This window comes from Cytobacillus sp. IB215665 (assembly GCF_033963835.1).
In the GTDB taxonomy this organism is placed as follows: domain Bacteria; phylum Bacillota; class Bacilli; order Bacillales; family SM2101; genus Nanhaiella.
In genome coordinates this window covers 414,467-429,643 of sequence record NZ_JAXBME010000002.1, presented here as the reverse complement: position 1 = coordinate 429,643, position 15,177 = coordinate 414,467, and the positions used below count along the sequence as shown (strand labels likewise).

The 15,177-nt window shown below is 35.3% G+C and carries 14 protein-coding genes; 3 read left to right on the top strand and 11 right to left on the bottom strand.

Annotated features, from left to right (window positions below):
• Window positions 1–30 precede the first annotated feature (30 nt).
• The 5 genes from SLH52_RS04050 to mce form a co-directional block, all read right to left on the bottom strand.
• Complete coding sequence (locus SLH52_RS04050; protein WP_320207997.1) at window positions 31–1,281, bottom strand: DNA polymerase IV; 1,251 nt, start codon at window positions 1,279–1,281, stop codon at window positions 31–33.
• Window positions 1,282–1,322: 41 nt separating this feature from the next.
• Complete coding sequence (locus SLH52_RS04045) at window positions 1,323–1,787, bottom strand: chemotaxis protein CheW (protein WP_320207996.1); 465 nt, start codon at window positions 1,785–1,787, stop codon at window positions 1,323–1,325.
• A 267-nt stretch (window positions 1,788–2,054) separates the two neighbouring features.
• Window positions 2,055–3,173 (bottom strand): tripeptidase T, encoded by a 1,119-nt coding sequence (locus SLH52_RS04040; RefSeq protein WP_320207995.1) that lies wholly within the window; start codon window positions 3,171–3,173, stop codon window positions 2,055–2,057.
• Window positions 3,174–3,813: 640 nt separating this feature from the next.
• Complete coding sequence (locus SLH52_RS04035; protein WP_320207994.1) at window positions 3,814–5,364, bottom strand: acyl-CoA carboxylase subunit beta; 1,551 nt, start codon at window positions 5,362–5,364, stop codon at window positions 3,814–3,816.
• A gap of 1 nt (window position 5,365) precedes the next feature.
• Complete coding sequence (gene mce / locus SLH52_RS04030) at window positions 5,366–5,779, bottom strand: methylmalonyl-CoA epimerase (protein WP_320207993.1); 414 nt, start codon at window positions 5,777–5,779, stop codon at window positions 5,366–5,368.
• A gap of 549 nt (window positions 5,780–6,328) precedes the next feature.
• Between mce and prli42 the strand changes: the two genes are divergently transcribed.
• A complete protein-coding gene (prli42, locus tag SLH52_RS04025; RefSeq protein ID WP_214480176.1) occupies window positions 6,329–6,424 on the top strand; it encodes a stressosome-associated protein Prli42 in 96 nt (31 codons plus the stop codon).
• 89 nt (window positions 6,425–6,513) lie between these two features.
• Here prli42 and SLH52_RS04020 read toward each other — a convergent pair whose 3' ends face one another.
• Both SLH52_RS04020 and SLH52_RS04015 read right to left on the bottom strand, forming a co-directional pair.
• Window positions 6,514–7,026 carry a L,D-transpeptidase gene (locus SLH52_RS04020; RefSeq protein ID WP_320207992.1) on the bottom strand — a complete coding sequence of 171 codons (513 nt, stop codon included), beginning with the start codon at window positions 7,024–7,026 and terminating at the stop codon, window positions 6,514–6,516.
• A 73-nt stretch (window positions 7,027–7,099) separates the two neighbouring features.
• Entirely contained in the window at window positions 7,100–8,050 is a 951-nt protein-coding gene (locus SLH52_RS04015) for an aromatic acid exporter family protein (RefSeq protein WP_320207991.1), read from the bottom strand.
• A gap of 226 nt (window positions 8,051–8,276) precedes the next feature.
• Between SLH52_RS04015 and SLH52_RS04010 the strand changes: the two genes are divergently transcribed.
• Window positions 8,277–8,894, top strand: a complete 618-nt coding sequence (locus tag SLH52_RS04010) for a nitroreductase family protein (RefSeq protein WP_320207990.1) — start codon at window positions 8,277–8,279, stop codon at window positions 8,892–8,894.
• A gap of 57 nt (window positions 8,895–8,951) precedes the next feature.
• Here SLH52_RS04010 and SLH52_RS04005 read toward each other — a convergent pair whose 3' ends face one another.
• Window positions 8,952–11,054, bottom strand: a complete 2,103-nt coding sequence (locus tag SLH52_RS04005; RefSeq protein WP_320207989.1) for a neutral/alkaline ceramidase — start codon at window positions 11,052–11,054, stop codon at window positions 8,952–8,954.
• A 471-nt stretch (window positions 11,055–11,525) separates the two neighbouring features.
• Between SLH52_RS04005 and SLH52_RS04000 the strand changes: the two genes are divergently transcribed.
• Window positions 11,526–12,005 carry a hypothetical protein gene (locus SLH52_RS04000; protein ID WP_320207988.1) on the top strand — a complete coding sequence of 160 codons (480 nt, stop codon included), beginning with the start codon at window positions 11,526–11,528 and terminating at the stop codon, window positions 12,003–12,005.
• A 290-nt stretch (window positions 12,006–12,295) separates the two neighbouring features.
• Here the strand turns inward: SLH52_RS04000 and SLH52_RS03995 are convergent, their stop codons facing one another.
• The 3 genes from SLH52_RS03995 to SLH52_RS03985 all read right to left on the bottom strand — a co-directional run bounded on the left by SLH52_RS03995 (window position 12,296) and on the right by SLH52_RS03985 (window position 15,132).
• On the bottom strand, window positions 12,296–12,817 hold the full coding sequence (locus SLH52_RS03995; protein ID WP_320207987.1) for a DinB family protein: 522 nt from the start codon (window positions 12,815–12,817) through the stop codon (window positions 12,296–12,298).
• Between the two features lie 325 nt (window positions 12,818–13,142).
• Window positions 13,143–13,775, bottom strand: a complete 633-nt coding sequence (gene trhA, locus SLH52_RS03990) for a PAQR family membrane homeostasis protein TrhA (RefSeq protein ID WP_320207986.1) — start codon at window positions 13,773–13,775, stop codon at window positions 13,143–13,145.
• Window positions 13,776–13,851: 76 nt separating this feature from the next.
• Complete coding sequence (locus tag SLH52_RS03985; protein ID WP_320207985.1) at window positions 13,852–15,132, bottom strand: APC family permease; 1,281 nt, start codon at window positions 15,130–15,132, stop codon at window positions 13,852–13,854.
• Between the last annotated feature and the right edge of the window lie 45 nt (window positions 15,133–15,177).

Here is a 15,177-nt window from a genome sequence, read left to right as displayed (position 1 = left end):
TACTATAATCAAGTTCCACACACTAAGGTACTACAGGAAAAAGTCTTTTTCAAAACTTGTGCCTGATTCATTATCTCCATAATCATTTGATTTGTTAACTTTCACACCTCTTTTTATCGTATCTTTGCCGAACTTTTCATTTATTTGTGTTATCGTATTAGCTAATGGTTCTTCTCTAGCATCATCTTCGAATGAAAAAATATCAAGTTGTTTTGATGCACTTTCTTTTTCAAGTAAGTTTTGAGCTGTAATACCGAGCAAACGAATCGGTTGCTCATCCCAATGGCTTTTTAATAGTTGTAGCCCTGTCGAAAAAAGCATCTCATCATTAGACATTGGGTTTGAAAGCTTTTGACTGCGAGTAATTGTTTTGCGATTAGCGTAGCGGATCGTTAGTTGAACTGTTTGACAAACTAAATGTTTACGCCTCAAACGTTGTCCTACCGATAGGGCTAATTTCTGCAATACTTTCTCTATTTTACGTTCATCAATTGTATCGTGTGGTAAAGTTGTTGAATTACCTATACTTTTACGATCATAAATCGCCTCTGGGTCAACTTGCCTCCCATCTTGCCCATTTGCTCTTTCCTTCAACTTTATACCGTTAATTCCAAGAAGGTTTCTTAACTGAACATCGTTTCCTTTCGCTAAATGCTCGATCGTTTGAATATTGATTGTCTTTAACTTTTCTGCTGTTCTTTTACCAACCCCGTGCATAGCATCAACCTGTAACGGCCACAGCTTTGTTGCTACATCTCTTTTTCTCAAAATCGTGATACCAAGCGGTTTTCTCATATTTGATGCCATTTTAGCTAAAAATTTATTAGGTGCTATACCAATACTACAAGGTAATTGCAGATTGTGAAGAAGTTTTTTTTGTATCTCTGTGGCGATTTGAAGAGGTGAACCGAGCTCATAGCAATTAGTAATATCTACGTATCCTTCATCAATGGACACCGGCTCGACGAGTGGAGTAATTGTTCTAAGCACGTCAAACATTTGCAATGAAGCTTTCCTATATCTTTCGAAATTTGGCTTAATTATCGATAGTGTTGGACATAGCTTTTTCGCTTCCCATACGGGCATTGTAGTCTTAACTCCTAGAGCACGTGCTTCGTAGCTACAAGTTATAATAATTCCTCTTCGTTCTTCTACATTTCCAGCGATCGCAATAGGCTTTCCTTTAAGCGATGGTTCATATGATACTTCAACAGATGCATAAAAACTATTCATGTCTACATGTAAAATTACTTGACCATTTTTCGGATATAAATGTTTCATAAAAAACACTTCCAAAATTAATGTGATAAGACAGTCACCTATTATTGGTGACTGAGCATATGTCCTTTAATGTCTTCTTTCCCTTCCAAACTATCAAATAGCATAGCAGGATCAATTAAAGTTACTAAGCGATTTTGTAAATTTGCTACACCTGTGAAATAAGACGTCTTTTTAAACTGTACAAGTTGAACTTCTTTTATATAATCACTTGAAATATCAATAATTTCCTTTGCTTCATCAACTACAAACCCGACAGTAATATCTTTAGCTTTTGTAACTATTAATTTAATGTTATCCATAGTTTCAAAAGAGTTGTTAAATAAAATAGTTCTCGTATCAATAATCGGTACAAGCTCATCGCGAATTTTTAAGACACCTATCACATATGGAGGCATTTGAGGGATGATCGTAACAGACGCCATTTTTTCTATCGAAACGACTTGGTTAATTGGAAATCCGTATTCTTCCTTATTTATATTAAAAACGACCACTTTATTGCTTTCCATCTAAATTCCCCCTTCAAACGGCAACGACTACAAAAACTATTTGCTAAGTACATTCTTTTGAAATGCAAACAATTTCTAGCAAATCAAAGGCTCTTTTCGTATTCGTTGTTGTTTTATAAATTACATATATCCATATAGCGCCGTAGCATCTTTTTTTCTATATTAATGTTGGTTACAAGGTAACAATGGCAACAAATTTTACGAAATTACTTAACTAAAAAATCGGCCCCACTTCCCACGATAAGGAAATGGAGCCTGATCCTTACCTTAATTCGCTACTTCTTCAATAATTGCAACGACCATTTCAGCACATTTTACTAATTCTTCAATTGGTATTTTTTCATTTGTTGTATGTATTTCTTCATAACCAACTGCTAAGTTAACTGTTGGAATTCCAAACCCAGCAATTACATTAGCGTCACTGCCCCCACCACTTCTTTGTAGTTCGCATGGACGATTGATTTTTTTTGCAGCTTTTTTTGCGATCTCAACAACATGATCGCCATCACCAAACTTAAATCCTGGATACATAATGTTGACTTCTACATCAGCTTTTCCACCCATTTGTTCTGCAACAGATTCAAAAGCATCCTTCATTTTTGCAACTTGTGCTTCCATTTTTTCTTGAACTAATGAGCGTGCCTCAGCTAAAATATCAACACGATCACAAACAATATTTGTTTGGGAGCCACCCTCAAAGCGTCCAATATTTGCAGTTGTTTCTTCATCAATACGGCCTAACGGCATTTGTGCAATTGCTTTTGACGCAATTGTTATTGCAGAAACTCCTTTTTCCGGAGCAACCCCAGCATGAGCTGTTTTTCCATGGATGGTTGCTATTATTTTCGCTTGCGTAGGTGCAGCTACCACAATATTACCTACTTTACCATCGCTATCAATAGCATAACCATACTTTGCAATGATTTGTGATGGGTCTAATACTTTTGCGCCGACTAGACCAGACTCTTCACCAACAGTAATAATAAATTGAATCGTTCCATGTGCTATATTATTTTCTTTTAACACACGAATTGCTTCTAGCATTGCAGCTAATCCAGCTTTGTCATCTGCACCTAAAATCGTTGTGCCATCAGTTACAATGTAACCATCTTTAATCGAAGGTTTGATGCCATTTCCTGGTACTACTGTATCCATATGTGACGTAAAATAGATTGGGTCAACTCCATTTCTTGTACCTTCTAATGTGCAAATTAAATTGCCAGCACCATGCCCTGTTTGTGAAGTTGTATCATCTTCAACTACTTTTACACCTAAGGATAAAAATTTTTCCTTTAATACTTTTGCTATTTCTGTTTCATATTTTGTTTCAGAATCTACCTTCACTAGTTCAATAAATTCGTTAACTAGACGATCTTGTTGAATCATTGTCATTCCTCCATCATTTTATCACTTTTGCACATTTCTAGTGTAATATAAAACAGTTTATTTTTCACCTTTTGTCGGTTATCCATTCTTCTAATGCAGGCCACCAATGTTATGTTTATCCTACATTCATTATTAGCTTCATCTTAAACTACACAACTAAAAAAGAAAGAAGCATTACTCCAAATTACATAATGCTTCTCTAAAATACTGTTATTGTTTATTTGAATAAAAGCTCGGTTAAACTTCAATGTTTAGTTATAAGGAGGAAACGTAAGCTGGTGAATGTGTCCATCATGTCAAGTTTACTCTAACGCTTGTCAGAGGAGTAAGGGTGGTAATCCACCGTTGCACACAGGACTTGGGCTAATTATAAGTATTTGCATACGCTTGCGTTTTTGTTACTGCTAACTTCAGCGCCTATCCCCTCGAGGTCACTTCACCAATTCACCTGAAGGTAAAAAGCACCTTCATGCGAATTAGCTCCAGTGCTTGTCGGGGATGAACAAGGCGCTTACGTTTTTGTTACTGCTAACTTCAGCGCCTATCCCCTCGAGGTCACGCCGCCAAGAGACATTGTGCGTCTTCCACTGTTAAAGGTTTTTGTACAGGAAGATCAGAACAGTCAGCTCCTATTTCGTTCCTACAACGGGATGTTGCCGTGTTTCTTTTTCGGACGCTGTTCTTTCTTATTCCTCAGCATTTCAAGTGCTTGAACTATTTTAATTCTCGTTTCTCGTGGGTCGATGACGTCATCAACCATACCTTGACTAGCTGCTACATATGGGTTTGCAAACTTTTCCCGATATTCTTCTATTTTTTGTGCTCGTATCTCTTCAGGATTTTCACTTGCGTTAATTTCGTTTGCAAAAATAATATTTGCCGCACCTTGAGGGCCCATTACAGCTATTTCAGCATTTGGCCATGCAAATACAATATCTGCTCCGATTGACTTACTATTTAGCGCAACATATGCTCCACCATATGCCTTACGAAGTATTACTGTTAATTTTGGAACAGTCGCTTCAGAATAAGCATATAAAATTTTTGCACCATGACGAATAATTCCACCATGTTCTTGTTTAACACCTGGGAAAAAACCCGTCACATCTTCAAACGTGATAAGTGGAATGTTAAACGAATCGCAAAAACGAATAAATCGTGCAGCCTTATCTGAAGAATCGATATCTAATCCTCCCGCCATAAACTTTGGTTGGTTACATACGAGTCCAACTACTTCGCCTCTTATTCGCGCAAAGCCTACAACTATATTGCGAGCGAAGTGCTCATGAATTTCTAAAAAAGAGCCTTCATCTACAACTTGTTCAATGACTTTACGGACATCATATGGACGAACAGGATCAAATGGGATCACATCTGTTAAATCTGCTCGATAATCATCATCTGATGAAACGTCATAAATAGGAGCCTTCTCCTCATTGTTTTGAGGTAAATAACTTAGTAATTTTCGAACTTGAGCGAGTACTTCCTCTTCCGTCTGACCAGAAAAATGGGCGTTACCGCTTATAGAATTATGTACATTAGCTCCACCTAAATCCTCCGAACTAATTTGTTCACCAGTAACAGTCTCAATTACTTTTGGACCAGTGATGAACATTTGACTCGTCTTTTCTACCATGAAAACAAAATCAGTAATTGCAGGTGAGTAAACAGCTCCTCCCGCACAAGGTCCCATAATTACCGAAATTTGTGGAATCACACCTGAATAGATTGAGTTTCTATAAAAGACATGGCCATAGCCATCTAAAGACAAAACCCCTTCTTGGATTCGGGCGCCACCAGAGTCATTTAGTCCGACAAATGGAGCTCCATTTTGAACTGCTAAATCCATTACATTTGCTATTTTTTTAGCATGCATTTCGCCTAGTGCGCCACCAAAAACAGTGAAATCTTGCGAAAATAAATATATCGGTTTCCCGTTGACTTTCCCGTATCCTGTTACAACTCCATCTCCAGGACCTTCCTTATTACCTAAACCAAAGTCGTTGCAACGATGTTCAATAAATGGGTTTAATTCAACAAATGTTCCTTCATCTACTAACAGCTCAATACGCTCTCGAGCTGTTAATTTACCTTTTTCATGCTGTTTAGCTATTTTATTATCCCCACCACCCATCTCAACTTTTCTACGTCGATCGTATAAGTCATTAATTTTTTCATAGATGTCTTCCATGCTAATCCTCCTGCTTTCTTTTTTCACAAAGTTCAAATAAAATACCTTTTGTCGATTTAGGATGAATAAAAGCTATTTGCGAACCTCCTGCACCCGTTTTTGCTTTCTCGTTAATCATCCGAATCCCGTTCACCTTCATATCTTCTAGTCGTTGTTCTATAGAGTCTACAGCTAATGCTATATGATGGATACCTTCTCCACGTTTTTCAATAAAAATTGCTATGGGACTATCTGTGTGTATTGGTTCTAATAGTTCTAACTTAGATTCACCTATTTTTAAAAAGGCTACGCGAACTTTTTCAGACTCTACCTCTTCGATTCCTTCTAAATGTAGCTGAAGTACATCTTGATAAAATGGTAGCGCTTCCTTTATTGAACGTACTGCAATACCAATATGATCAATTTTCTTTACCATATAGCAATAACACCCTTTCTAGTAAAATATCTTCACACAAAAGTGATTAGATAGCTACTCTTATCAGTAATAAAACTGTAGTTTCCATAACATATTACCTCATACTAGACCATAGGTTGCAATTCTAGTCTAGAGAGTCACTAGTGATGACATTACATCGATATCCACTGAGCGTAAGCTTACTTATTCTAGGTGGAATTACATATGCTGCGCTTTCCAATTATCCAGTTACGCCTCCTTGCCTATCGAGTTGCTTCATCTATACAACTGAAGGCATTAAAAAACGACTTCTAATGTATAGTCTTCAATCCTTGTCGAGGAAGTCACGGATGACGATATCCTACTGTTGCCTACAGGAGGTGGGCTAATTTAAGATGGAATTGAGTCGGCTTCGCTTTCCTTATTAACTTATTCTGCAAAAAACGACATTTTCCTTCAATTATTCTAATTTCCAAAATCAACTACAACTTCATAGAATAACTTCTTGTCCAAGTTATCATTTGAGGTTAAAATGATATAAAGAAAGCTTTGTTTAGGAGGGGAAAAAGAATGTCCCGTAAAAAGACACAAAAGGTTATCATTTATGTCATGCTCGGTACAATGTTACTTACAACGTTATTAGCTGGTGCTAGTACGTGGCTATAAAATATAATAATTAAAGCATCGGAATAAATAAATTCCGATGCTTTTTTATACTTCATTTTGTTATTTGAACTGAGTTTGCTGTATATCTTTCAACGTTTCATTGCGCCATATTGTATTGCTAACGCTTCAAAGCTATCCTCACTACGTACAATTAAAACTCTTGTACCGATAGGCAATTGGTCAAAAAGCTGTTCAACATCTTTATTTTGCATCCTAACACAGCCTTGTGTTACATATGTTCCAATAGATGAAGGGTTATTCGTACCATGGATGCCGTATATTCTACCTTGCGTACCTTTTACATCAAGCCCTAGCCATCTGCTCCCTAATGGATTTTTTGGAGAGCCACCTTGAATATCTTTTTTTCGATAATATGGATTAATTGCTTTTACGATAATCGTGAATTCTCCTTGTGGTGTATCGTTGTTAGTAACACCTGTGGCGATAGGAAAAACCCCCTGTATTTCCCCATCATTAATATATGCTAATTTATTGTCATGTTTATTAATAATAACAAAAGGGTCACCGATTATTGGATTTTGCCCTAATGGCCATATTGGAGATAAAGAAATAGTAAACAACAGCAACATGGACCAATTCAAAACTTAACCACCCCCATTTAATCCACTTCATCTTTAGTGTTATTAGAACGAGAGGTTTTATTCAAGATTTAAACTAGTTCATTGGTATAAATGAGTCTTTAATAATTAAGTAGAGCTCCATCTCTTTTATAAAATGAAGTAAAGAAGCTCTTGCCTCAAATTCTTCACGACTAATAGGTAAAGGCATGTCCTCAAACTGTTTCTTCATATTTGCTAACTTTATTAAGTATGTTTTAGCTGTATTACCAGGATGAATACCTGTAATTAATTCCTCTACGAAATCAGCTATTATTTCGCCCTGTTCCACAGTTATCGTAATTGATGTTACTGTCGGTAACACTCTCTCAATAATTTCAAACTGCTTTTCTCGCATAGTAAAGTAATGGTAGTAACCGTCTTTTTTCCGAAGAAAGCGATTATCAATGTCCTTAAGTGCCATATCTTTAGCCTCTTGTATAAGCTTATCTGTTACTGTTATCTCTTCCCCTTTCCAGCTCATATCATTTGTTCGTAAATAAACAACAATATGTTCGAATATTCTTTTAAAATTACCTTCAACTTCTTGTTGATAACTTCGTAGTCTTTTTTCAACACTTGGCATGTATATATTTACGAGTAATGCAATTAATATACCGATTAAAATAATAATTAATTCATTTATAACAAATTGAACAGTAAATTGCTGCGCAGCATAAAAATGAAGAATAATTACAATACTTGTTATTATTCCTTCCTGAATCCGTAACATAACAGTTGTAGGAATAAAAAATAAAACTAATAGACCAACCGAAACTGGTGTATATCCAATACCCTCGAAAAATACAAATGCAAAAACAATGCCAACAACACAAGCTAGAAACCTGTCAATAGAGCTTAACACCGATTCCTTCTTTGTCGATTGAATACATAATACAGTAATAATTCCTGCTGAAATGTAATTCTCCAATTGCAAGAAATTCGCAAGAGCCATTGAAGTCGTTATCCCAAGTGCAGTTTTCAACGTTCGATAACCAATTTTAAACATAATCTTCTCCTAGGTTGTGAATTCCCATATATGTAGTTACACTTTCATTGCAATCATTATTATAAACCGCAAACTAAAGAATTGAAAGTTCCACTATTATAAGGAGATATGCGCCGCTTTTTAATTGACAAGCACAGAAAAAGATGGTTTAATTATCTTGAATTAAAGATATTTTAATATGAGATAATTAACTAATCAATAGATTATGGAAGTGAGGTATTAACAAATGAACGCAACGCAATTAATTAAAGAAAGACGGTCCGCAAGTAATTTTGAAGAAGACATTAAAATGACCGAACATGATTTTGAACAAATATTTGAGCTAGTTAAGTATGCTCCATCAGCATTTAATTTACAGCATACACACTATGTTGTCGTACAAAATGCTTCAACGAAGCTTGAGCTTAAAGAAGCAGCTTTTGGCCAACACAAAGTTGGTACAGCTTCTGCAACAATCGTTGTTTTAGGTGATCGATTAGCTTATCAACAAGCTGCTAATATATACGAGGGGCTGGTAAACTTAAATATACTCAGTAAGCAGGAATTTGATCATACGATTCAAAGTATTAATCAACTATATGAATCTCGCGGTTCTCAATTCTTAACAGAAGAAGCAATTAGAAACGCTAGCTTATCAGCAATGTTGTTTATGATTGCAGCAAAAGAACAGGGCTGGGATACTTGCCCAATGATTGGTTTTAATCCTAATCAAGTAAAAAAGGTATTACAGTTAGAGGATCGTTATGAACCTGTATTATTAATTACTATTGGCAAAGAAAAACTCTCTAGTCGCTCTCCTAGAGGATACAGAAAACCAGTAAGAGAATTTGTTACGTTTACATAAGAAATTGCTCTACAAATAACAGAAGCGCTCCTCTTAAAGGAGAGCTTCTGTTTATCATTACTCTAATGTAAACTCTGAAGAGATTCCATCGTACTCATATACCTTTCCAGTTATAGTCTGATATGCTCCATAATGAACAATTCGGTAATTCCCAGCATCTGCGTCAAAAGGAATTTCCCATTCAATTAAAGAGGAGGATGTCCCTAGTATTGTTGATTCTCTAATCCATCTATACTTCGTTTCCCAATCCCCATCATTAGCAACAGTTATCCACTCACCATTCTCAAGCTTTTGAACTTCTAAGTATGTGGACTGTGTCCTAAAATTATTATTTGGATGTCCTGACCAAAAACTAACACTAACAATATCCCCTTTTTGATAAGACAATTGCACATCATCTTTTACATCACCAAAGTCCTTAAAAATTGGTGGTGCATCAAAAACGATACCAATATCAAAATACACTTGTTCATTACTTAAATCTTTTGGAAGTGGACCAGGAGCTATTCCTTCATTATTAATAATCGCATTTGATAATTTATCAAATTCTTGCAAGTACCCGCTTAACGTCCATTTACCGAATTGAGTTGATGCTCCTTCATAATGCTGGACATCATATTCTTCAGGCGTCGTAACATAACTGCTGTACGAGTTTGATAACCCTGCAACGACTACGTAATTTTCACCGTTAAATTGTGGACCCATCTTCTCATTTACACTCTCTTTCAACCTTCTACCTGCCATTGACGTAAATTCGGCAGGAACGGCAAGAATCGAGAGCTGACCAATTTGCACCATTTGTAATGGGATAATTTGTGGAGTCCATGGATCAGGTGATACTTCTGATGGTGCAAATAATATTGGCTTCGGATAGTGCTGCTCCCATAGCTCCGGATATAACACCCCACTCATTTCACCTATTTGTGGAACGAGGGTCAATAGTCCTTGTGCATAGGTTACTAGGTTATCATAACCGTCAATTGAATATTCAGATTGTGTCATTCCTTCAACAAAAACCGGCAAATTGGTTCGACCATCCTCTGTACCAGCTGCAAAAGAATATCCCATCGTCGATGGATACGTTCTTCTTTCTTCACCATCCGTATATTGTGGATCAACTACTAAATTTGAAAAATCTACAAATTCATGCCGAGAACTTATCGGTCCTGTTAACCGGATTTCAGCTAAGTTGCTTAATGCTTTTGCTTTCTCAAATTGAATTTCTCCAGATCTTTTAGTACTATCAAAGTCATCATCACCATAGCCTTTACCATCTCCAAATATGTTAGGGGTTACGTCTCCTTCATTTGCTTGTGCAAAAGCAGCAACAAATGTTTTGTTATCAGTATAATCAGTCCCCATCTCTTTTTCATATAAATAAGATGCGTACCCTTTATTATCACCGGAGATCAAATGATTTTCTTGACTCATCGAGACAGGGTGAACAGCAAACCAATTTATAATTCCTAGCAACTCACCTTGTTGATTGCGAAAATTAAGATGTGTCACCGTTTTATCAACACTGTCTTGAAATTTATTTCGCTCACCTTCAGGATTATTGTTATATGCTTCAATAGACCTATTTGCACTTGTTCCATCTAAATACCCTTCTGTTATTTCAATGTATCCTGGCTCAAGATTATGATGTGCTCTAATAATAGATTCATAAATCCCATCTACGATTGCTTGATAATTTTCTTCATGAAACCCAAATGTAGAAACATTATATAGTCCTTCATGAGAGTATCCACCTGGTCCACTGTGACTGTGTGTTGCACTAAGTATTACGTTGCTGTAATTATAAAGATGACCGTAGCCATTTTGCTCTAACTTATTTATTACCCCTTGTGTTACAGAATGAAAGATTGTTCCTACATCAGCACTTACAAATACAACATTATTATTTGCATCTTTTTCTTTCATTATAAAAGCTCTAGATCGTAGACGAAAATGCAACCCCTCTGTTTTATGAGCAGAATCAGCATACCCCATCATCACTACTTCGGCAGCTGGGCCTGTTATATCATACATACCAGCACCTACATAATAATCAAAATTACCAGCATTGGTAGCGCTTTCAGTTTTTACTACTGGTAAGTATGAGAGTAAAAAGACTGCGACAATAATGACGGCCATCATTTTTTTTAATGTACTGTACAATTCTAAATTTCCCCCTTTAATAGTTTTAGAACGTGAAAATATTAATTTCTAATATATTCTTAATCTAACAAGTTGTTTAATATGCAGAAAATTCAGTAAATATATCATTTGAATTAGCAAATAAATTTTTATGTACAGGTAAAAAGTACTGCAAACAGTTTTCTATGAAATTACTTACACTTATTCGAAAAATAATAGACTATGCAAATAGCAATTACAAAACTAATTATGACGTTTGTTCAGTCTACACCTTTATCTTTATAGCAAACGAAGAAATTTTGTCTTAAATACCTGCTCAAACAGTTTGGATAAAGGGCATTCTATGTATGTTATGTATAATTAAAAATACTTGGTAGAATTTCTTATCATATATATAAACCGTTATCTGTTTAACATGCTACCACATAAATAATTAGAATTTTCTGAAACAACATACTAAATTATTCGTCTAATATAGGAGAGGAGGTTATGATGAAAAAGAATATTATATGTATATTTTTAATTGGAATACTAGTAGGTTGTTCAGAACAAACAGTTACTGAGGAAAATTGGGAAGTTTCCCCTACATTTACTATTAAAAGTGGAGACCGAGAGAGAGAGCTAAGAGGATATAAAAGTGAAGTGGCTTTTTTGGATACAATGGATTTTTTAGTCGATAAAGCTGGTAAAACAAGATGGTTTTTTTGGGGTGAAGAATTAGAAGAAGTTAATGAGGAACATTTTAAATTGATTGGTATTCATAAAAACACAGGAGAAGAAAAAACATTGATTGATTCAAAGGGATGGGAAGTAGTAAGTCAAAATTATAAAGAAACGGGAATAAAAGGTGTACTAGGAGCTCAATCGTCTCAACATACTATGTTTACACTTCCAACGGCTGGCTTATGGCGATTAAATGCTTATATAAGCGATAAACTTTATGGAAGTATTGTTGTAGAAGTGGAAGAGTAAAAGTGAACTCGTACAAATAACTTGCCCAACGGTGAATCACGTAAAATAAAGCCCTTCATTATACCTCGTTAGTTAAAAGCGGTAGTCATGTTGAATAAACCAACAACGCAGAGTTGTAAAAAAAACTCTGCGTTGTTTCAAAAAATAAGATCTACCTTGGAATTTAGTTTTTCTATTTTTTAGCCGAAATAAAATTAAAACAGCTCGCACCACATTGATGACCTTGTAATCCCTTTGTAGAAAAACAACTATCTATGAAAAAGAGCTTTGACTATAATATCTTACGAAAATTATGGTGAAACAGGTACATAAAGAGTTTCTAGTTTAATCTCATTAAGTTGTTCAAAGTGCCTTAACTCATGAAGGCCGATAAACTCTAGACACTGTGCTAAACTTAATAAACCAAACTTAGGAAAGCTGATCGCTAACTTTTCTACTTCATCTTCACCTTTAATCTCATCAATTAATCGTAACAATGTTTGTCTTGATTGAGCTAACAGTGAAAGTAATTCATCCTTCGTAGTAAATTTTTCAGAAGGTGCCCTCCCTTCTGGAACTTTACCTTTTTGAGTTCTATCGAGAATCATGAATAGCGGTTTTCTTTCTAGATTTCCAGTATTAGATTGTTCTAATGCAAATTTTATCATCTGTGTAAGTCCCGTTTCACTATCGTACAAATGGCGCAATAACTGTGCAATACTCCATTTATCCTCTGAATAGCGTTTATTTATTTGAGAATCTGTTAATTCTTCAACACTAGCTAGTATTTTATTCCTAATCATCTTAATACTCATTAACTCATAATCTAACATTTGCTCTCCACCCCTAGAAATAGATTTACCACCCTTATTCTATTCGTTATAGCGTAATAGTATACCAGAACAGCCAAGGTAAATTGCAAATTAACAAATTAGTTCTTTTCATATTAGATTCAAACGAAAAGAACTAAGGGTAAATAAAAAAGCAGTAAGAGATCGTTATATCTCCTACAGCTTAAATATAAATCGGTATTCGTATTGTTTGTTGTTCTTAGGTTCAGAAATAATTAGTTTATACCATATTGTCTTCTCAATAACAATGACAATCAGTAAATTTAAGTTTATTTTTTTCGTAGCAAATGAAATGTATGAAAAGAGCCTAAAAATTTAGGACTGCAAAAAAGTGTGCAGCTGAGCCAGCAAGAACGAATAAATGCCAAACTGCATGGTGGTATGGAAAGCTGCGCCACATATAAAAAATCGTTCCTACTGTATAAAGAACTCCCCCAAGAACGAGTAGGTACATTCCTATAACAGGTATGCTTACAGTAAGTGGCTTCCAAGCAAACACGATGATCCAACCCATTAATACATACATGAAAGTCGAAGTATAAAGAAATTTCTTAACAAAAAATACTTTAAAAATAACTCCCGCGATGGCAAGACCCCACACTATTCCAAATAACGTCCAGCCTAACGCACCTTTAATTACAGTAAATAAAATGGGTGTATACGTTCCGGCAATAAACAAGTAAATGGCTGAATGATCAAAAATCTGAAATAAATCCTTAACCCTTCCATCAGGGAAACTATGCACTAAAGTTGAAGATAAAAATAGTAATAGCATCGTCACACCATATATCGTAAAGCTAACGACATGCCATACTGTTCCCTCTGTTGCAGCCGTAACAATGAGTATAACGAGTGCGGCTACACTTAGTAAAGCCCCAATTCCATGTGTTATGGCGTTGGCAATCTCTTCTTTTTTCGTAAATGTATGCGTAGTGGCCATTATATCTTTTCCTTTCTTTCCGTTTCATTACATTATATTATACTACTAAAAAAGAAGTGTGACATGAAAAGTTATGTTACACTTCTTCTTTCATTTGTATTAGCTTTATTCGCGTAGATCGTTTTTTCATTTCAGCTATAATCGCGTAAAGGGTTAGTATACCTATTAACAACAATACCCAGATTGGTGAAAATGTCAGCATCCATAATAAGGATCCAATTAAAACCATACAACTAAAGGTAACTACCCAATGATTGATAATGCGCATTGCTGCTAATAACCCAATAATTGCATTACTAATAAAAAATGCATTCGTTATTTCAACGAGTAGTTCAAGGTTAACTAAATCAGTATACAGAATAACTAAAACGATTAAATGGATACTTGCTAGTAGTATTAAACTTACAATCGGGATATTTGATTTTGACTTATATCCCAAAATCTTAGGTAACTTCCTATCTTCAGCTTGAGCAGAAATTAATCTTGCTATCCCCCCTACGATCATAATATATGTAGTAACACATAGAGCTGAAGTGATTAATGTCAGTACAGGTATTGCAAATGAGCCAAAAAGAGGTGCTATGATTAACGCCAATTTGAGCTGAGAAGAGGCCTGCCCACTGTTTAAGGCAGCTGTGTCAATCCACTGATATGCTGCAGCAACGGTTATATAAATGATCGCAATGATAATTGCACTATAGAAAACACTCTTTTTAATCGTTTTTTCACGATCTCTCACTTCCATTGAGTAGTTTCCAATAATCTCCCATCCCATCATTGCCCAAAAAAGAAGTAACACACTATTTCCTAACGATTGAATGTTAAGTGTCCCTACAATTGATACTTCTGATCTAAAAAACAGTAGAGTTGAAAGACCTCCAATAAATAACACGAGTGCTGAAATAGATGTTAATACTAATGAAATTTTTCCTAAAGATGAAATGTTTCTCATCAATATCATCTGACATATGATTAACAGCACAATTCCATATATTTCAACTTTTATGTTAGACAATTGAAATAACAATGAAATATATTCACTCGCTGTCATTAACACCGCTACAGGGCCTACACAAACTGCCAGTATCATAAAAATAGCTGTTAATTGCTTAATAGAGTCACCAAAAGTATGTTTCACTGCATTCGTAACACCTGAATCACCAGGAAATAAAATACTAAGCTTGCCGAACACATAAGCAAATGGAAAGCTTAAGAACGTAATGATCAGCCAAGCAATAATAGCGGAACTTCCAGCTTGCTCCTTAATGATTGGAGGCAATAGAATGATTCCTGACCCTAGTATCGGGCCGATAATTAAACCACTTAAAAGTAGTGGACCAATAAGTTTTGATTTCATTTTGCTTCACTCCAATGTAAAATAATGATAAATCGTATTATGTTT

Bases quoted from the DNA above. Each gene is read 5' to 3' on its own strand.
- SLH52_RS04050 (WP_320207997.1), bottom strand. From the start codon at position 1,281: ATGAAACATTTATATCCGAAAAATGGTCAAGTAATTTTACATGTAGAC.
- SLH52_RS04045 (WP_320207996.1), bottom strand. From the start codon at position 1,787: ATGGAAAGCAATAAAGTGGTCGTTTTTAATATAAATAAGGAAGAATAC.
- SLH52_RS04040 (WP_320207995.1), bottom strand. From the start codon at position 3,173: ATGATTCAACAAGATCGTCTAGTTAACGAATTTATTGAACTAGTGAAG.
- SLH52_RS04035 (WP_320207994.1), bottom strand. From the start codon at position 5,364: ATGGAAGACATCTATGAAAAAATTAATGACTTATACGATCGACGTAGA.
- mce (WP_320207993.1), bottom strand. From the start codon at position 5,779: ATGGTAAAGAAAATTGATCATATTGGTATTGCAGTACGTTCAATAAAG.
- prli42 (WP_214480176.1), top strand. From the start codon at position 6,329: ATGTCCCGTAAAAAGACACAAAAGGTTATCATTTATGTCATGCTCGGT.
- SLH52_RS04015 (WP_320207991.1), bottom strand. From the start codon at position 8,050: ATGTTTAAAATTGGTTATCGAACGTTGAAAACTGCACTTGGGATAACG.
- SLH52_RS04010 (WP_320207990.1), top strand. From the start codon at position 8,277: ATGAACGCAACGCAATTAATTAAAGAAAGACGGTCCGCAAGTAATTTT.
- SLH52_RS04000 (WP_320207988.1), top strand. From the start codon at position 11,526: ATGAAAAAGAATATTATATGTATATTTTTAATTGGAATACTAGTAGGT.
- SLH52_RS03995 (WP_320207987.1), bottom strand. From the start codon at position 12,817: ATGTTAGATTATGAGTTAATGAGTATTAAGATGATTAGGAATAAAATA.
- trhA (WP_320207986.1), bottom strand. From the start codon at position 13,775: ATGGCCACTACGCATACATTTACGAAAAAAGAAGAGATTGCCAACGCC.
- SLH52_RS03985 (WP_320207985.1), bottom strand. From the start codon at position 15,132: ATGAAATCAAAACTTATTGGTCCACTACTTTTAAGTGGTTTAATTATC.